A 17377-nucleotide genomic window follows, 5' to 3' on the forward strand; every position below is an offset into this window, starting at 1 on the left:
GTACCAGCGATGTCTATCGACCCGTCCTCGATTCCCAACTTCGGGGGTCAGCCCGAACCGCAGGCGGCAGGACCGGAGGGCCCCGTCGTCCCTGACCAGGACCTCGTCAAGCAGCTGCTGGACCAGATGGAGCTGAAGTACGTCGTCGACGACGAGGGCGACCTCGCCGCGCCGTGGGAGGAATTCCGCACGTACTTCATGTTCCGCGGCGAGGGCGAGCAGCAGGTCTTCTCGGTCCGCACGTTCTACGACCGCCCGCACGACACGGACCAGCGCCCGGTCCTCCTCGACGCGATCGACGACTGGAACCGCCGCACCCTGTGGCCCAAGGTCTACACGCACACCCACGAGCCCGAGGAGGGCTCGGAGGAGGGCTCGGAGGAGGGCGGCCCCTCGGTCCGCCTGATCGGTGAGGCGCAGATGCTCATCGGCACCGGCGTCTCCCTGGAGCACTTCGTCTCCTCGACGGTCAGCTGGGTGCGCGCCTCCATCGAGTTCGACAAGTGGCTGCTGGAGCGCTTGGGCCTGGCCCCGGCCGAGCAGAAGGCCGCTGATGGCGCGGACGGCACGGAGACGGCCGCCCCGGACGCCTGAGCCGCCACCGCACCACACCGCGAAGCCCGGCACGGGAGCCCCCGTGCCGGGCTTCGCGGTGTGTCAGAGCTTCCGGAGCCGGGTGACGGCCTCCTGTAGCACTTCGGTCCTTTTGCAGAAGGTGAAGCGGACGAAGGGCGCGCCCTGGTCCCGGTGGTCGTAGAAGACGGCGTTGGGGACGGCCACCACCCCGCACCGCTCCGGCAGCGCCCGGCAGAACGCGATCCCGTCGCCGGACGGGTCGAGGGGGCGGATGTCGGTGGTGACGAAGTACGTGCCGGCCGGCCGGTGAACCGCGAACCCGGCCTCCGCGAGCCCGGCGCACAGCAGGTCCCGCTTGGCCAGCAGATCCGCGCGCAGCTCCTCGTAGAAGCGGTCGGGCAGGTGCAGCGCCTCGGCGACGGCGTACTGGAGGGGGCCGCCGGAGACGTACGTCAGGAACTGCTTCGCCGAGCGGACCGCCGTCACCAGCTCAGGGCTCCCGGTGACCCAGCCGATCTTCCAGCCGGTGTACGAGTACGTCTTGCCGGCGGAAGAGATCGTGACCGTGCGCTCGCGCATGCCGGGGAAGCCGGCCAGCGGCAGGTGCTCGCCCTCGAAGACCAGGTGCTCGTAGACCTCGTCGGTGACGACCAGCAGCTCGTGCTCGCACGCCAGCTCCGCGATGGCCGCCAGTTCCTCGCGGGTCAGGACGGTGCCGGTGGGGTTGTGCGGGGTGTTGATCAGCAGCAGCCGGGTACGCCGCGTGACCGCGGCCCGCAGCTCGTCCAGGTCCAGCCGGTAGGTGCCGGACGAGGTGTCGGGGCGCAGGGTGACGGGAACGCGGGTGGCGCCCGCCATGGCGATGCACGCGGCGTACGAGTCGTAGTACGGCTCCAGCGCGATGACCTCGTCACCGGGCTCCAGGAGCGCCAGGAGGGAGGCGGCGATGGCCTCGGTGGCGCCGGCGGTGACCAGGACCTCGGTGTCGGGGTCGTACGCCAGGCCGTAGCGGCGCTGCTGGTGGGCGGTGATCGCGGTGCGCAGCTCGGGGACGCCGGGGCCGGGCGGGTACTGGTTGCCGTGGCCGGCGCGCAGGGCGCGGACCGCGGCCTCGCGGACCTCCTCGGGGCCGTCGGTGTCCGGGAAGCCCTGGCCGAGGTTGATGGCTCCGGTGCGCACGGCCAGCGCGGACATCTCCGCGAAGATCGTCGTGCCGAACTCGGCGAGGCGGCGGTTGAGCAGCGGTCGTCCCTGTGTCATGACCGCCATCCTGCGCGCAAGCTCTGGACTTGCTCAAGTCTGCTTTGGGCCCGTCGGCGTGAGGGCATTTCCCCTCCACGCCGGAATGGGCGCGGAGCGGGGGGCCTCGCTTCGGGGGACGGAAGGACGTGAGGTCATGGGTGGTGTCGTGGTCTGGGTGATCCCGGTCGTATTGGCCGTGGCCCTCGTGGCCCTCGTGGCCTTCGTGGTGAAGCTGGCGGGGGCCGGCGGGCAGGGGCGTACGCCGGTTCGCGGCAGGCGGCGCGGCGTGGTGGGCGGCGGGACGGCCGGGGGCAGCTGGTGGGCCGGTGGCGCGGACGGGGGCTCGTCCTGCGGCAGCGGCGGCCACTCGGGCGGTCATTCCGGTGGCCATTCCTGCGGAGGCGGCCACTCCTGCGGCGGGGGTTCCTCCTGCGGCGGCGGGGGCGGATGCGGCGGAGGCAGCTGACACGGGGCAGCTGGTCCGCGAGGTGCCCGGCGGGACGGGTGCGACACACGCCAAGTCCCGCCGGAGACCTTTTTGTTGGGCTCGGCGGCGCGTCTGCGGTGAACAGATGAGCGGAAGGCCCCCGAGGGGATGGAAACCCTGGCAAGTTGGGCAAAAACGCTGTGAGTGCGGCGTAGTTCGTGATTCCCTCGGTGGAGAGAACATCCAGCCCTCGGACCCCAGTTGGACCTGATCGGGCGCTTCCCACCTCCCACGCGCACGACGCGGGGGCGTCCCCTGTCCATGTGTCCATGCGTGTTTGCGGAGCCGACCCATGCTCACGACCCTTCATACGGCCTATTCCGACACCCGTGCCGCCGATCTCGCCTGGGCGCTGGGGCGCGAACCGCTCCCGGCGCTGGCCGTCCTCGACCTCCAGCTCGCGGGCGCCACCATGCAGTTGAGGCTGCTCGGCGCCTCCCACCAGGTGCTCCTGGAGGAGGAGCGCGGCAGCTGCTCCGAGACCGTCGCCTGTATGCCCGGCAGCAGCACCCCGCTGCCCCTGGGCGTCGCCAAACGGATCGGCGACTGGGAGTACGAGTTCGCGGCCCGCGTCGAGACCCTCGGCGCGGGCTCCTTCGCGGGGCGCGCCCAGGAGCTGCTGGCGCTCGTCGCCGACCACCCCCACGGCCTGGCCGGGACGTTCCCGGGCAGCCCGCACGCCTTCACCGCCATGCTCGCCCAGCGCACCGAGGGCCAGGTGCGGTGGCGCACCTGGCACGCGTACCCCCAGGAGGGGCAGCTCGTGGTGACCCGGACCCGGGTGGGCGTGCGCATGCCGGCGGCGGCGCTGTGACGGACGCCGACTGCGCCGCGGGTGCGTCAGTTGCACCCTTGTGGGTGACAAGCGGCAACGGATCAGTGACGTAGCGTTCGCGGCATGATCGACCAGCATGTGTCGCTGCGAGGGGGCGCGGCGCGGCTTCCCGTCCGGCCGAGGACCGGTCGGTACCTCGTGCTGGCCGCCGTCTTCGTCTGCGCGGCCTGTGGACTGGTGTACGAGCTCGAACTGGTCGCGCTCGCCTCCTACTTGATCGGTGATTCGGTCACCCAGGCGTCCGTCGTGCTGTCCGTGATGGTGTTCGCGATGGGGATCGGCTCGCTGCTCGCGAAACGTTTACGCAGCCGCGCAGCGGTGGGCTTCGGGCTGATCGAGGCGGCGCTCGCCCTGATCGGCGGCTTCTCGGCGCTCGTGCTCTACGCGTCGTTCGCCTGGTTCGGGGAGTCGCAGTACGCGCTGGTCGGGTTCTCGCTGACGATCGGCATCCTGATCGGCGCCGAGGTCCCCCTGCTGATGACGCTGATCCAGCGGGTGGACCGGCAGGACGCGGGCGGGGCCGTCGCCGATCTCTTCGCCGCGGACTACGTGGGGGCGCTCGTCGGCGGCCTCGCGTTCCCGTTTCTGCTGCTGCCGGTGCTCGGGCAGCTGACCGGCGCGCTGCTGACCGGCGCGGTGAACGCGGCGGCGGGCGGGGCGCTGGTGCTGTGGGTGTTCCGGCGGGACGTCCCGGCCCGGTCGAGGTGGCTGCTGATCGCCGCCAACGTGACGGTGATCGCCGTGCTGGCCACGGCCGCGCTGCTCGCCGACGACTTCGAGCGGGCGGCGCGGCGCGCGGTGTACGGGGACCAGGTGCGGGTCGCCGTGCAGACGGACGTGCAGGAGGTCGTGCTGACCGGCGCGGGCCGCAGCTCCCTGGACCTCTACCTGGACGGGCGGCTGCGGGTCAGCTCGCGCGACGAGTACCGCTACCACGAGGCGCTGGTGCACCCGGCGATGAACGGGCCGCACGCCCGGGTGCTGATCCTGGGCGGCGGGGACGGGCTGGCGGCCCGGGAGGTGCTGCGCTACCCGGACGTGCGGAGCGTGACGCTGGTGGAGCTGGACCCCGCCGTCACCCGACTGGCCCGCACGGACCACGCGCTCTCCGCGCTGAACGGGCACGCGCTGGACGACCCCCGGGTGACGGCGCTGACCGGCGACGCGTTCACCTGGCTGCGCACCGCCCACGGCCGCTACGACGTGGTGATCTCCGATCTGCCGGACCCCGGGATATCGGCGAGCACGAAGCTGTACTCGGCGGAGTTCTACGGCCTGGTCGCCGAGGCCCTCACGCCACACGGCCGTGTGGTGGTGCACGGCGGCCCGCCCGTGGGCCACCCGCGCACGTACTGGACGGTCGACGCGTCGATGCGGGCGGCCGGGCTGCATCCGCGCCCCTACCGGGTCAGGGGGCGCTGCTCAAGTTCCGTGGCGGGCCCCGGCCGGGCCCCGGGCGGCACGGCCGGGGACCGCGGCTGGGGGTTCCTGCTGGCAGCGAGGGGCGCGCGGCCCACGCTCGGCCTGGACCCGAAGGCGCCCGCGCTGCGCTCCCTGACCCTGCCGGGGCTGCTGGACGCGGGGCGCAGGGCGGAGGCCGGGCGGCTGCCCGGGCTTGAGCCGTCGACGCTGGTGCACCCCCGTTACTGGGAGGAGCGGTGAGCCGGTCGGGGACGGCTGCGGGGTGCGGAAGCGCTGACGTGACGGCCGGGGCTGAGTAGGCTCGGTTTCCATGGAGCATGAGGTGTTCGTTCCGGTTCCGGTCCCGGCCCTGCGGCGGACGCTGGGCGATCCCGTCCGGGTCGCCCGGTGTGTCCCCGGGCTTCAGCAGGACGCCGACGCGTCGGCGGGGCCCCTGGCCGGCCGGCTCAGAATCCGGGCGGGCGGCCACACCATCACCTACCGGGGCGCGCTGCGCCTCACCCCGCTGCCGGGCGACCCGGACGTGGACTCCGTGTACGCCGTCCTGGTGGAGGGCGAGGGCGCGGAGGCCCGGGGCGGCGGTTCGGCGAAGCTCACGCTGACCCTCCGGCTGGCCGAAGGGGCCGAGGGCACGTCGATCGCCTTCGACGGCACGGTGAGCGGGGACGGGCGCCTGCGTGACCTCGAACCTGCGGCCGCGCTGTCGACGGCCCACCGGCTGCTGGACCGGTTCGCGCAGCAGCTGGTCACGGAGTCGCTGGCCGCGCACGAGGAGGTCTCGGGCGACGGGACTGCGGACGCCGAAGGGGCCGTCGAGGACGCTGCGGGCGGCGAGGCGGGCGAGGGCGGGACTGCGGGCGGCGAGGCGGGGGCCGGCGGGGCTGCGAGTGGAGAGGCCCCCGGTGACGACCCGGGCGCGGCCGTCGTCTCCGCGGACGAGCTGGCTGTCGGGGAAGCCGTGGAGCAGGCCCTTGAAGAGGCCGCCGAGGAGGCGGACCAGACCGGCCCCGCGCCCTCGGCCGGCTCCCCGCTCGCCGGGTCCGGCCCGATGAGCGGCGCCGACGAGGTGCTGCCCACGCACGAGGCCGCCGCCGACGAGGCGCCGGGCGGCGAGCAGCCGGTGGAGCAGGGCGGGGAGGAGGCGGCGGACGGGGATTCCCTGTTCGACGCCCCGGTTCCGCCGTCCTCGCTGGACCCGGTCGCCGGGATCGAGTTCACCGTTCCGGACGAGCCGCCGGCCGAGGCCGCGCACGCCCGGCGCACCATGATCGGTCGCAGCGCCGAGGAGGTCGACCACGCCCCGCCGCGCGGCCGGTACGCCCCGGTGCCCTCGCCCGTCGCGGGCGGTGCGGGCGCCACGCTGCGCTGGTTGGCCCCGGCGGCGGCGCTCGCCCTCGCCTCGGCGGTGGTCGTGAGCCGGGCGTTGCGGCGCCGGAGGTAGCGGCGCCAGTAGGGTCGTCCTGTGAGCAGCAGCGAGAAGGACGTCCGGCTCTCCGTCGGCGACACAGAGTTGACCGTGAACCCCGCCAACGGCTGCCGTATCAGCAGCCTGCGGATCGGCGGCACCGAACTGTTGCGGCAGGGGGAGCGGTACGGCTGCTTCCCGATGGTGCCGTGGTGCGGGCGCACCGAGAACGGGCAGTTCCGCGACGGCGGCGTCCTGCACCAACTGCCGCTGACCGCCCCGCCGCACGCCATCCACGGCACCGGCCGGGACACGGCGTGGCACACCGCGCTGGAGAGCGATGCGCAGGCGTCGTTCTACTACGACCTGACCGACCCCTGGCCGTACCCGGGCCGGGTGACCCAGACCTGCGAACTGACCGAGGACTCCCTCACGTTGGCCTTCGGCGTCGAGACGTACGGGGACTCCTTCCCGGCGCAGGCGGGCTGGCACCCGTGGTTCCGCCGCCGCCTGGACAGCGGCGAGGAGGTCCGTATCGACTTCGACGCCGCCTGGCAGGAGGAGCGCGGCGAGAACCACCTGCCGACCGGGCGCCGGATTCCGCCAGTGCCCGGGCCGTGGGACGACTGCTTCGGGATGCCGGACGGCGTCGACGTCACCCTCACCTGGCCGCAGCGGCTGGAGCTGACCGTGAAGAGCCGGTCCGAGTGGGTCGTGATCTACGACGAGCAGGAGGAGGCGGTCTGCGTGGAACCGCAGTCCGGCCCGCCGAACGGGCTGAACACCGCCCCGCGCTACGTCACCCCGATCGAGCCGCTGGAGATCGCGACCACGTGGAGCTGGCGCCGGCTCTGAGGGCGGGGCCCCGTCCGGCGGGCGGGCACCGGCTCCGAGCGTGGGGCCCCGCCCGGCGGGCGGGCACCGGCGGGAAACGGGCGCCTTATCCTCGTAGCCATGACTGACGTACGCGCTGAGCTGCTCCAGCAGATCAAGGACAAGGCCGTGGTCCACGGCAAGGTGACGCTCTCCTCCGGCCTGGAGGCCGACTGGTACATCGATCTGCGCCGCATCACGCTGGACGGCAAGGCCGCTCCGATGGTCGGTCAGGTCATGCTCGACGCGACGGCGGAGCTGGACTACGACTGCGTGGGCGGCCTGACGCTCGGCGCCGACCCGGTCGCCACGTCGATGCTGCACGCCTCCGCGGCCCGCGGCCAGGAGCTGGACGCCTTCGTCGTCCGCAAGGCGCAGAAGGCCCACGGGATGCAGCGCCGGATCGAGGGCGCGGACGTCAAGGGCCGGCGCTGCCTCGTCGTCGAGGACACCTCGACGACCGGCGGCTCGCCGCTGACCGCCGTCGAGGCCGTGCGCGAGGCGGGCGGCGAGGTGGTCGCCGTCGCCGTGATCGTGGAGCGTGGTGCGGCTCCGGCCATCGCCGAGGCGGGCCTTCCATACGTCCACGTGTACACGGTCCCGGACCTCGACCTGGGGTGACCTGCGGTTTTCCGCGAGGGCGGTCGGTTTCACGTGAAACCGACCGCCTTTGTCGTACCCGTGCGAACCACGGCCGCGAACGCTGGGGGACTCCGCCGGGTGGAGCCGGGACCGGAGTCTGGGAAGATGGGGGCGACGATGACGTCGCCCCCAGGTCAGGGACCCAGCAACGCACACCCGCACATCCCAAGGAGCGGACAGATGCCCATCGCAACCCCCGAGGTCTACGCCGAGATGCTCGACCGGGCGAAGGCAGGCAAGTTCGCCTACCCGGCCATCAACGTGACGTCGACCCAGACCCTGCACGCTGCCCTGCGTGGCTTCGCGGAGGCCGAGAGCGACGGCATCGTTCAGATCTCGACCGGCGGCGCGGAGTTCCTGGGCGGCCAGTACAACAAGGACATGGTCACGGGTGCGGTCGCGCTGGCCGAGTTCGCGCACATCGTCGCAGCCAAGTACGACATCACCGTCGCGCTGCACACCGACCACTGCCCGAAGGACAAGCTGGACGGCTACGTCCGCCCGCTGCTCGACGTCTCCGCCGAGCGCGTCGCCAAGGGCCTGAACCCGCTGTTCCAGTCGCACATGTGGGACGGCTCGGCCGAGACGCTGGCCGACAACCTGGCCATCGGCCAGGAGCTGCTGGCCAAGGCCGCCGCCGCCAAGATCATCCTTGAGGTCGAGATCACCCCGACCGGCGGCGAGGAGGACGGCGTCACCCACGAGATCAACGACGAGCTCTACACGACCGTCGACGACGCGCTGCGCACCGCCGAGGCGCTCGGCCTGGGCGAGAAGGGCCGCTACCTGCTGGCCGCCTCCTTCGGCAACGTGCACGGCGTCTACAAGCCGGGCAACGTCGTCCTGCGTCCGGAGCTGCTCAAGGACCTCCAGGAGGGCGTCGGCGCCAAGTACGGCAAGACCTCCCCGTTCGACTTCGTCTTCCACGGCGGCTCCGGCTCCACCGCCGAGGAGATCTCCACCGCGCTGGAGAACGGCGTCGTGAAGATGAACCTCGACACCGACACCCAGTACGCCTTCACCCGCCCGATCGTGGACCACATGTTCAGCAACTACGACGGTGTGCTGAAGGTCGACGGCGAGGTCGGCAACAAGAAGGTCTACGACCCGCGCAGCTGGGGCAAGTCCGCCGAGGGCGGCATGGCCAAGCGCGTCACGGAGGCATGCGCCAACCTGCGGTCCACCGGCACCAAGCTGAAGTAATTCCGTACGGATGTGTGGCGTGGGCCCGGCAACCCCCTCGGGGTGCCGGGCCCACGGCATGTCCGTGTCCGGCACGCACGATCCGAGGGAACAGCTGTGAGCACGTCCTACGACTTCGACACCGTGATCGACCGCCGCGGAACCTGGTGCGTCCAGTGGGACGGGGTCGCCGACCGGTTCGGGGTGGACGGGCTGCTGCCGTTCACCATCTCCGACATGGACTTCGAGACCGCCCCCGAGGTGCTGGCCGCCCTGCGGGCCCGGCTCGACCACGGCGTGTTCGGCTACACGGACTGGCGGCAGGACGACTTCCGGTCGGCCATCGCCCACTGGTACGCGACCCGGTACGGCACCACGATCGACACGGACCGGCTGGTGTACGGGCCGTCCGTGCTCAGCCAGTTCTCCCAGCTGCTCCAGATGTGGACGGCCGAGGGGGACGGGGTGGTCCTGCACACCCCCACGTACGACGGGTTCCGCAAGGCGATCACCGGGCTCGGGCGGGAACTGCGGGGTGTGCCGCTGGGGGACATGGACGCGCTGGAGCGTGAGCTCGCGCGGCCGGACAGCACGGTCCTCGTGGTGTGCTCGCCGCACAACCCGTCCGGGCGGGTGTGGACGGAGACGGAGCTCGCCGGGATGGCCGAGCTCGCCGCACGGCACGGGGTGGCCGTGATCAGCGACGAGATCCACGCGGACTTCGTGCACGGCGGGCGGCCGCACGTGCCCTGGACCCGGGTGGGGGGTGACGGGCGCTGGGCGGTCGTCACCTCCGCCTCGAAGTCGTTCAACTTCCCGGCGCTGACCGGCTCGTACGGCCTCATCGGGCGGCCGGAGGACCGGACGGAGTTCCTGCGCCGGATGGAGACGGCGGAAGGTCTGGCATCCCCGGCAGTGCTCTCGCTGACCGCGCACATCGCCGCGTACCGGGAGGGCGGGCCGTGGCTGGACGCGGTGCGCGCGTATGTCGCGGAGAACCTGGCCCTGGTCGCCGAGCGGCTGAACACCGCCTTCCCCGCCCTGCAGTGGGAGCCGCCGCAGGCCGGATACCTGGCCTGGATCGACCTGCGGCGTGCGGGCGTCGAGGACGACGAGGCGCTTCAGCGGGTGCTGATCGAGCGGGAGCGCGTCGCGGTGATGCCGGGGAGCACGTACGGGGCGGAGGGCTTCGTGCGGCTGAACGCGGGGTGCCCGCGGAGCAAGGTGGAGGCGGGGCTCGCGGCGCTGATCCGGGGTGTGGAGGCGGTGCGGGGCGCCGCGTAGCGGCGGTGTGGGTGCGCGGGCTCGGCCGGTTTCGGGGGCTCCGCCCCGGGCCCCCGCTCCTCAATCGCCGGAGGGCTTGAAAGGCCAGTCGCCGGAGGGGCTTGAGCGGGTGATTGCCGGAGGGGCTTGAGCGGGCGGCGGGGCCAGGCACACTTGGAGGCATGTCGATCCACGAGAACCTGCTCGGGGGCCCTCCCCCGACCCACCTGCCCGACGACCCGGAGCCGCGTGAGCTGCTCGCCGCCGACACCGCGCCCGCCGACGTCGCCGCGAAGTACCCGACCTCCTCGCTGGCCTGGGCGCAGCTCGCCGACGAGGCGTTCGAGGGCGGCCGGGTCGTCGAGTCGTACGCCTACGCCCGCACCGGCTACCACCGCGGTCTCGACGCGCTGCGCCGGGCCGGCTGGAAGGGCCACGGCCCCGTACCGTTCGAGCACGAGCCGAACCGCGGCTTCCTGCGGGCCCTGCACGCCCTCGCGCGGGCCGCGCAGGCGATCGGCGAGCAGGAGGAGTACGAGCGCTGCTCGACGTTCCTGCGCGACTCCTCGCCGACCGCCGCCGAGACCCTGGGCTGACCCGGCCCCGTACCGCAGGCCCCGCGAGCGCGCACCCGCGCCCGCGGGGCCTGCGCGTTCCCGGGGGCGGCGTTTAGGATGCGGACAGGGGACCGGAGCTCCACCACCTCACGGAAGGGGCGGACCGCTACCCGGAAGCTCGTGTCGAGGAGACAGCGATGTCGACGATCCACCCCGACCCCGAAGCCACCGGTGCGCAGACCCCGCACCTCGACTTCGCGGGAACGACTCCGTACGAGGACTACGTCCAGGCGGATGTCCTGACCCACCTCCAGCACCTCCGCTCGGACGACCCCGGCGAGATGGTCTTCCTGGTCACCACCCAGGTCATGGAGCTGTGGTTCACCGTCATCGTCCACGAGTGGGAGACCGCCGCGCACGCGATGCGCGGGGACCGGCTCGACGTCGCGCAGGACGCGCTGAAGCGGTCCCTGCGCGAGCTGGAGGCGCTGAACGCCTCCTGGACGCCGCTCGCCCAGCTCACCCCCGCCCAGTTCAACTCCTACCGGTCCTCGCTCGGCGAGGGCTCCGGCTTCCAGTCGGCCATGTACCGGCGGATGGAGTTCCTGCTCGGCGACAAGTCCGCGTCCATGCTGGTGCCGCACCGGGGCGCGCCCCGCGTCCACGCGGAGCTGGAGAAGGCGCTCGCAGAGCCCAGCCTGTACGACGAAGCGCTCGCCCTGCTCGCCCGGCGCGGGCACGCGATCCCCGAGGCCGTGCTCGGCCGGGACCTGACCCGGAAGTACGAGCCGTCGCCCGAGGTCGAGGCCGTCTGGACCGCGATCTACGCCAACCCGGACCAGAACGACGAGCTGGTCCGCCTCGGCGAGGTGCTCACCGATGTGGGCGAGCTGGTGTGGCGATGGCGCAACGACCACCTCCTCGCGACCCGGCGGGCCATGGGCTCCAAGACCGGCACCGGCGGCTCGGCCGGGGTGGCCTGGCTGGAGAAGCGCGCCACGAAGAACGTGTTCCCCGAGCTCTGGACGGCCCGCAGCCATGTCTGACCTCCGGGAGCGCGCACAGGCGCTCGACACCGCGGACGCCCTGGCGCCACTGCGCGAGCTGTTCACCCTCGACGACACCGTCTACCTGGACGGCAACTCGCTCGGCGCGCTGCCGCGCCACGTGCCCGCCCGGGTGCAGGAGGTCCTCACCCGTGAGTGGGGCGAGCTGCGCATCCGGTCCTGGAGCGAGAGCGGCTGGTGGACGGCGCCCGAGCGGATCGGCGACCGCATCGCCCCGGTCGTCGGGGCCGCCGCGGGCCAGATCGTCGTCGGCGACTCCACCAGCGTGAACGTCTTCAAGGCGCTCGTCGCCGCGACCCGGCTGGCGCCGGAGGGCCGCGACGAGATCCTGGTGGACGCGCACACCTTCCCCACCGACGGCTACATCGCGTCCTCGGCGGCCCGGATGACCGGCCACCGGATCGTCCCGGTCGCCCCCGCCGACGTGCCGGACGCGCTCGGTCCGCGTACCGCCGCCGTGCTGCTCAACCACGTCGACTACCGCTCGGGCCGGCTGCACGACCTGCCGGGTCTCACCGCCGCGGTACGGGCCGCCGGCGCGGTCGCCGTCTGGGACCTGTGCCACAGCGCGGGGGCCCTCCCGGTCGGTCTGGACGAGCACGGCGTGGACCTGGCGGTGGGCTGCACGTACAAGTACCTCAACGGGGGCCCCGGTTCGCCCGCGTACCTGTACGTCGCCGAACGCCACCAGGCGGCCTTCGACTCGCCCCTGCCGGGGTGGACGTCGCACGCCGACCCGTTCGCGATGGCCCCCGGCTACAGCCCGGCCGAGGGCGCGGTCCGGGGCCGGGTCGGCACCCCCGACATCCTGTCCATGCTGGCGCTGGAGGCATCCCTCGACGTCTGGGACGGGGTCGGGATCGACGCGGTACGGGCCAAGTCCCTGGCGCTGACGGACTTCTTCCTGGAGTGCGTCGAGGCGTACGCCCCCGAGGGCCGGGTCACCCCGGTCACCCCGGCCGCCCACAAGGAACGCGGCAGCCAGGTCGCGCTGCGCTGCGAGGACGCCGGGCCCGTGATGGCCGAGCTGATCGCGCGCGGTGTCGTCGGCGACCTGCGCCGGCCCGATGTGCTGCGGTTCGGTTTCACACCGCTGTACGTGGGGTTCGCCGACGCGGAACGCGCGGCACGGGTGCTTGCGGAGGTTCTGGGCGCCCCGGCGGCGTAGGCTGCCGCATCCGTCCGGTGACCGGCTCGCCCCGGTCGCCGGACGGCGTCGCGCACCGATTCCCGGTGCGCGTACCCGCCTCCCGTACTGGTACCGTCCCCGCAGGTCAGGCCAGTTGGCCAGTCGGCCGGGTGACAGTGAGGGTGGGGAGCAGCATGTCGGATTCCGCCGCGCGCGACCGGGACGCCGCCGAGACGGATTCGGCGTTCGCGCATCCGGTCGTCGCCCCCGACGCGTCCGCCGCCTACGGCAGCCACCCGGACCAGGTCATCGACTTCCACGCCCCGCGCGACGGGCGTACCGGCGCGCCCGTCGTGGTCGTCCTGCACGGCGGCGCGTGGCGGGCCCCGTACGACCGGGCCCATATGTCGCCGTTCGCGGGCTTTCTGGCCCGGCGCGGGTTCGCCGTCGCCAGTGTCGAGTACCGGCGCGGCAGCGAGCTCCCGCAGCAGCGCGGCTCCGGCCCGGTCGCGGGCCGCTGGCCGGAGACCTTCGACGACGTGGCCGCCGCGCTGGACGCGCTGCCGGAGCTGCTGGCGCGGGAGTTGCCCGCGGCGGACAGCCGCCGGATCGTCGTCACGGGGCACTCCGCGGGCGGGCAGTTGGCCCTGTGGGCCGCCGCCCGGCACGTCCTGCCGGAGGGCTCGCCGTGGCGGCTGGCACGTCCGCCCGCGCTGCGGGGCGTGGTGGCACTCGCGCCGATCGCGGACTTCGCCTCGGCGGTCGGGCTCGACGTGTGCTCGGGGGCGATCGGGCAGTTCCTGGGGCCGGCGGAGGACTTCGCCGAGCGGAGCGCGTACGCGGATCCGGCCCGGCTCCTGCCCACCGGGATCGCGACGGTCGTGGTGCAGGGGACCGCGGACCTCACGGTTCCGGCGGCCGTTTCCGAGGCGTTCGTGGACGCGGCGGCGAAGGAGGGCGAGACGGTGGGGCTGACGCTGCTGCCGGACGTCGGCCACTTCCCGCTGATCGACCCGGCCGCCGACGCCTGCGCGGTGGTCGCCGAGGAGATCGCCCAGCTGGCCTGGTAGGGCCGGAGCACGGGGCCGCGTGGTCGCGTAGTACTTGCGACGGACGGCCGGGAATCCGCTTCACTGCTGACGACCGGGCCCGTCGGCCCGCCTACCGTGGAGTGGTGACCGAGACCAAGACCAGAAGCCCGGAGCTCCGGCTCGCCGCGGGGGCGATCGGCGAGCTGCGCCAGGAACTCTTCCACGACCCGTTCGCCTACCGGCCGATGGGGCCGATGCGGACCGACGGTCCGCTGACCAGGTGGATGCCGGGGCGGATCGGGGCCGGTTTCGCCTGGGCCCCGCACGCCATGGTGCTGCTCGCCGCGCTGATCACCTTCCTGGCCGGCTTCGCCTCCACCGGCAACGCCGGCGTCCTGCTGTCCGGCCTGCTCCCCGCCGGCTGCGTGGCGATGACCCTGGTCAGGCCGGTCGGGGCGTTCTGGATATCGATGGCGCTGACACCGGTGACCGTGATCGTGGAGGGCGGCAACGAGCCGTGGGGGCCGAGCCTCTTCTTCTCCCACCTGGTGGTGCTGCTCGTCGTCGCGGCCAGGACCCGGCCGCGCACCGCCGTCTGGATGTGGACGTTCACGCTGGTGCTGGGCCTCTTCGTGGAGGGCGTCGTCGGTGCGGGCGGCGGGACGGAGACCGCGGCCATGGCGGTGGTCTCGGCGTTCGCGCTGCTCGTGGTGAGCGTGGTGCAGATCAGCCGGGAGGCGCAGCGCGAGGTCACCGTGCAGCGCACCGTGACCGCCGTCGAGCGCGACCGGCGCACGCTGCTGGAGGAGCGCACCACGATCGCCCGCGAACTGCACGACGTGGTCGCCCACCACATGTCGGTCGTCGCGATCCAGGCCGAGGCCGCCCCGTACCGGGTGGAGAACCCGCCGCCGGAGCTTGAGCAGGCGTTCGTCACGATCCGGGAGAACGCCGTCGCCGCCCTCACCGAACTGCGCCGGGTGCTCGGCGTCGTCCGGGCCGACGACTACGAGGCGCCGGACGCCCCGCAGCCCACCCTGGCCGACCTGGACAGGCTGCTCGCCAACGTGGGGGAAGCGGGTCTGGAGACCGAGAAGGCGGTGACCGGCGCGGTGCGCGAACTGCCCCAGGGCGTCGAACTGTCGGCGTACCGGATCATCCAGGAAGCGCTCAGCAACAGCCTGCGGCACGCGCCGGGCGCCACGGCCCGGGTCGAGATCGGCTACGTCCTGGGCGGGCTCGGGCTGCGCGTCGTCAACGGACCGCCGACCGCCCCGGTGAAGCCGTCGCCGGGCGCCGGACACGGGATCACCGGGATGCGGGAGCGGGTCGCGATGCTGAACGGCGAGATGACCGCCGAGGCGACGACGGAGGGCGGCTACGAGGTCACCGCCTTCATCCCCGCCCAGCCGACCGCCTCCGGCGCATCCGGCACACGTGAGGCTTCCGGTACGCGTGAGGCGTCCGGCACACGTGAGGCGTCCGGCACACGTGAGGCGTCCGACACACGTGAGGCGTCCGGCACACGTGAGGCTTCCGACGTCTCCGACGCTTCCGACGCCTCCGGCGCTTCCGGGACTTCCCGTGCTTCCGGGATCTCCGGTGACTCTGTGGAGCAGGCATGACGATCCCGCCCGCCGCGCCGATCCGGGTCCTGATCGTGGACGACCAGATGATGGTCCGCGAGGGCTTCTCGGTCCTGCTCAACGCCATGCCGGGCATCGAGGTCGTCGGCGAGGCGGTCAACGGACGCGAGGCCGTCTCCCAGGTCGCCGCACTGAGCCCCGACGTGGTGCTGATGGACATCCGCATGCCGGAGCTCAACGGCATCGAGGCGACCCGCGAGATCGTCGCCGCCGACGCGGACGCGAAGGTGCTGGTGCTGACCACCTTCGACCTCGACGAGTACGTCTACCAGGCCCTGCGCGCCGGCGCCTCCGGCTTCCTCCTCAAGGACGCCTCGGCCCGCCAACTCGCCGACGGTGTCCGCGTGGTCGCCTCCGGCGAGGCACTGCTCGCCCCCACGGTCACCCGGCGCCTGATCACCGAGTTCTCCAAGCTGGCGTCGGCCCCGCGGCCCCCGGCCCTGGCCCGGATCGGCGACCTCACCGAGCGCGAGACGGAGGTGCTCGTCCTCATCGCCCAGGGCCTGTCGAACGCGGAGATCGCCGGGCATCTGGTGGTCGCCGAGTCCACGATCAAGACCCATGTGAGCCGCATCCTGGTCAAGCTGGGCCTGCGCGACCGCACCCAGGCCGCGGTCTTCGCCTACGAGGCCCGCCTCGTCACTCCTTCCTGACCCCGTGCACCGGCCCTCGCGGGCTTGCCCATTCGGCCGCGCTGAAGCTCGGCCGCGGGTGCGTCCACGGGTGCGGGTGCGTCCACGGGTGAGGCCACGGCGGGGCTGGTCCGGGTGCGGGAGGCCGGTTAGCGTCGGTCCATGGAACAGCCCAGCGCGCCCCGCGCCCCGTTCGACCCCTGGTCGGCGGCGTTCGTCGCCGATCCGTACCCCGCCTACGCCGAGCTGCGGGCCACCGGCCGGGCGCACTACTTCGAGCCCACCGACCAGTGGCTCGTCCCGCACTACGCCGACGTGTCGGCGCTGCTGCGCGACCGGCGGCTGGGGCGGACGTACCTGCACCGGTTCACCCACGAGGAGTTCGGCAGGACGCCGCCGCCCCCGGAGCACGAGCCGTTCGAGACGCTCAACGGGCAGGGGCTGCTGGACCTCGAACCGCCGGACCACACCCGCATCCGGCGCCTGGTCTCCAAGGCGTTCACCCCGCGCACCGTCGAACAGCTCGTCCCGACCGTCCGCCGGCTGGCCGCCGGGCTCGTGGACGACTTCGTCGAGCGGGGCGGGGGCGACCTGCTCGCGGCCGTCGCCGAGCCGCTGCCCGTCGCCGTGATCGCCGAGATGCTCGGCATCCCGGAGTCCGACCGGGCGCCGCTGCGGCCCTGGTCGGCCGCGATCTGCGGGATGTTCGAGCTCAACCCCTCCGAGGAGACCGCCCGCGCCGCCGTCCGCGCCTGCCTGGAGTTCTCCGCGTATCTGCGCGAGCTGATCGCGGAGCGGCGCACCAACCCGGGCCCGGACCTGATCTCCGCCCTGGTCGCCGCCCACGACGAGGGCGAGCGGCTGACCGAGCAGGAGATGGTCTCCACCTGCGTCCTCCTGCTGAACGCCGGGCACGAGGCGACCGTCAACACCACGGCCAACGGCTGGTGGACGCTGCTGCGCCACCCCGAGCAGCTGGCCGCTCTGCGCGCCGACCACGGGCTGCTGCCCACTGCGGTGGAGGAGCTGATGCGCTACGACACCCCGCTCCAGATGTTCGAGCGCTGGGTCCTGGACGACATCGAGATCGACGGCACGGTCATTCCACGCGGCTCCGAGGTGGCCCTGCTCTTCGGCTCCGCCAACCGCGACCCGGCCCGCTTCACGGACCCGGACATGCTGGACCTCGCCCGCCGCGAGAATCCGCACATCACCTTCGGCGCGGGCATCCACTTCTGCCTCGGCGCCCCGCTGGCCCGCGTCGAACTCGCCGCCTCCTTCGGCGAGCTGCTGCGCAAGGCGCCCGGCCTGCGACTGGCCGCGGAACCGGAGTGGAACCCGGGCTACGTCATCCGGGGTGTGAAGGAGCTGCGGGTGGAGGTGTGAGG

Annotated in this window: 16 protein-coding genes; 15 read left to right on the forward strand and 1 reads right to left on the reverse strand. The window is 73.1% G+C overall.

The window, feature by feature from the left end; translation table 11 throughout:
- Nucleotides 1-9 precede the first annotated feature (9 nt).
- Nucleotides 10-594, forward strand: coding sequence for a YbjN domain-containing protein (locus E6R18_RS00515; RefSeq protein ID WP_136314819.1), 585 nt, complete (start codon nucleotides 10-12; stop codon nucleotides 592-594).
- A gap of 63 nt (nucleotides 595-657) precedes the next feature.
- Here the strand turns inward: E6R18_RS00515 and E6R18_RS00520 are convergent, their stop codons facing one another.
- The gene (locus E6R18_RS00520; protein WP_136314820.1) at nucleotides 658-1836 is read right to left on the reverse strand and encodes a pyridoxal phosphate-dependent aminotransferase; all 1179 of its coding nucleotides are present in this window, start codon (nucleotides 1834-1836) and stop codon (nucleotides 658-660) included.
- A 761-nt stretch (nucleotides 1837-2597) separates the two neighbouring features.
- On the opposite strand from E6R18_RS00520, the gene E6R18_RS00530 reads away from it, so the two are divergent.
- The 14 genes from E6R18_RS00530 to E6R18_RS00595 all read left to right on the forward strand — a co-directional run bounded on the left by E6R18_RS00530 (nucleotide 2598) and on the right by E6R18_RS00595 (nucleotide 17375).
- Entirely contained in the window at nucleotides 2598-3119 is a 522-nt protein-coding gene (locus E6R18_RS00530) for a DUF2617 family protein (protein WP_136314822.1), read from the forward strand.
- 84 nt (nucleotides 3120-3203) lie between these two features.
- On the forward strand, nucleotides 3204-4802 hold the full coding sequence (locus tag E6R18_RS00535; protein WP_136314823.1) for a polyamine aminopropyltransferase: 1599 nt from the start codon (nucleotides 3204-3206) through the stop codon (nucleotides 4800-4802).
- Between the two features lie 82 nt (nucleotides 4803-4884).
- The gene (locus E6R18_RS00540) at nucleotides 4885-6003 is read left to right on the forward strand and encodes an SRPBCC domain-containing protein (RefSeq protein WP_136314962.1); all 1119 of its coding nucleotides are present in this window, start codon (nucleotides 4885-4887) and stop codon (nucleotides 6001-6003) included.
- 21 nt (nucleotides 6004-6024) lie between these two features.
- Nucleotides 6025-6822: an aldose 1-epimerase gene (locus E6R18_RS00545; protein WP_136314824.1), complete on the forward strand. Its 798-nt coding sequence runs from the start codon at nucleotides 6025-6027 to the stop codon at nucleotides 6820-6822.
- A gap of 99 nt (nucleotides 6823-6921) precedes the next feature.
- Nucleotides 6922-7461 (forward strand): orotate phosphoribosyltransferase, encoded by a 540-nt coding sequence (gene pyrE, locus E6R18_RS00550; RefSeq protein ID WP_018551098.1) that lies wholly within the window; start codon nucleotides 6922-6924, stop codon nucleotides 7459-7461.
- Between the two features lie 201 nt (nucleotides 7462-7662).
- Nucleotides 7663-8685 carry a class II fructose-bisphosphate aldolase gene (fbaA, locus tag E6R18_RS00555; RefSeq protein ID WP_136205445.1) on the forward strand — a complete coding sequence of 341 codons (1023 nt, stop codon included), beginning with the start codon at nucleotides 7663-7665 and terminating at the stop codon, nucleotides 8683-8685.
- Nucleotides 8686-8781: 96 nt separating this feature from the next.
- The gene (locus E6R18_RS00560) at nucleotides 8782-9948 is read left to right on the forward strand and encodes a MalY/PatB family protein (protein WP_136314825.1); all 1167 of its coding nucleotides are present in this window, start codon (nucleotides 8782-8784) and stop codon (nucleotides 9946-9948) included.
- Between the two features lie 161 nt (nucleotides 9949-10109).
- Complete coding sequence (locus tag E6R18_RS00565) at nucleotides 10110-10523, forward strand: DUF3151 domain-containing protein (RefSeq protein ID WP_018551101.1); 414 nt, start codon at nucleotides 10110-10112, stop codon at nucleotides 10521-10523.
- Between the two features lie 158 nt (nucleotides 10524-10681).
- Nucleotides 10682-11530, forward strand: coding sequence for a tryptophan 2,3-dioxygenase family protein (locus E6R18_RS00570; protein WP_136314826.1), 849 nt, complete (start codon nucleotides 10682-10684; stop codon nucleotides 11528-11530).
- Complete coding sequence (kynU, locus tag E6R18_RS00575; protein WP_136314827.1) at nucleotides 11523-12719, forward strand: kynureninase; 1197 nt, start codon at nucleotides 11523-11525, stop codon at nucleotides 12717-12719. Before E6R18_RS00570 ends, kynU begins: the two co-directional genes overlap by 8 nt.
- Nucleotides 12720-12874: 155 nt before the next feature.
- Nucleotides 12875-13750 carry an alpha/beta hydrolase gene (locus tag E6R18_RS00580; protein ID WP_136314828.1) on the forward strand — a complete coding sequence of 292 codons (876 nt, stop codon included), beginning with the start codon at nucleotides 12875-12877 and terminating at the stop codon, nucleotides 13748-13750.
- Nucleotides 13751-13854: 104 nt separating this feature from the next.
- The gene (locus E6R18_RS00585) at nucleotides 13855-15336 is read left to right on the forward strand and encodes a histidine kinase (protein WP_240799535.1); all 1482 of its coding nucleotides are present in this window, start codon (nucleotides 13855-13857) and stop codon (nucleotides 15334-15336) included.
- The gene (locus tag E6R18_RS00590; protein ID WP_136314829.1) at nucleotides 15333-16010 is read left to right on the forward strand and encodes a response regulator transcription factor; all 678 of its coding nucleotides are present in this window, start codon (nucleotides 15333-15335) and stop codon (nucleotides 16008-16010) included. Before E6R18_RS00585 ends, E6R18_RS00590 begins: the two co-directional genes overlap by 4 nt.
- Before the next feature lie 141 nt (nucleotides 16011-16151).
- The gene (locus E6R18_RS00595; RefSeq protein WP_136314830.1) at nucleotides 16152-17375 is read left to right on the forward strand and encodes a cytochrome P450; all 1224 of its coding nucleotides are present in this window, start codon (nucleotides 16152-16154) and stop codon (nucleotides 17373-17375) included.
- The last annotated feature ends 2 nt before the right edge of the window (nucleotides 17376-17377 follow it).

It is taken from the genome of Streptomyces sp. A1277, assembly GCF_004795015.1.
Taxonomy (GTDB): Bacteria; Actinomycetota; Actinomycetes; order Streptomycetales; family Streptomycetaceae; genus Streptomyces.

Bases quoted from the DNA above. Each gene is read 5' to 3' on its own strand.
- E6R18_RS00535 (WP_136314823.1), top strand. From the start codon at position 3,204: ATGATCGACCAGCATGTGTCGCTGCGAGGGGGCGCGGCGCGGCTTCCC.
- E6R18_RS00570 (WP_136314826.1), top strand. From the start codon at position 10,682: ATGTCGACGATCCACCCCGACCCCGAAGCCACCGGTGCGCAGACCCCG.
- E6R18_RS00580 (WP_136314828.1), top strand. From the start codon at position 12,875: ATGTCGGATTCCGCCGCGCGCGACCGGGACGCCGCCGAGACGGATTCG.
- kynU (WP_136314827.1), top strand. From the start codon at position 11,523: ATGTCTGACCTCCGGGAGCGCGCACAGGCGCTCGACACCGCGGACGCC.
- E6R18_RS00590 (WP_136314829.1), top strand. From the start codon at position 15,333: ATGACGATCCCGCCCGCCGCGCCGATCCGGGTCCTGATCGTGGACGAC.
- E6R18_RS00520 (WP_136314820.1), bottom strand. From the start codon at position 1,836: ATGACACAGGGACGACCGCTGCTCAACCGCCGCCTCGCCGAGTTCGGC.
- E6R18_RS00565 (WP_018551101.1), top strand. From the start codon at position 10,110: ATGTCGATCCACGAGAACCTGCTCGGGGGCCCTCCCCCGACCCACCTG.
- pyrE (WP_018551098.1), top strand. From the start codon at position 6,922: ATGACTGACGTACGCGCTGAGCTGCTCCAGCAGATCAAGGACAAGGCC.
- fbaA (WP_136205445.1), top strand. From the start codon at position 7,663: ATGCCCATCGCAACCCCCGAGGTCTACGCCGAGATGCTCGACCGGGCG.
- E6R18_RS00515 (WP_136314819.1), top strand. From the start codon at position 10: ATGTCTATCGACCCGTCCTCGATTCCCAACTTCGGGGGTCAGCCCGAA.
- E6R18_RS00530 (WP_136314822.1), top strand. From the start codon at position 2,598: ATGCTCACGACCCTTCATACGGCCTATTCCGACACCCGTGCCGCCGAT.
- E6R18_RS00595 (WP_136314830.1), top strand. From the start codon at position 16,152: ATGGAACAGCCCAGCGCGCCCCGCGCCCCGTTCGACCCCTGGTCGGCG.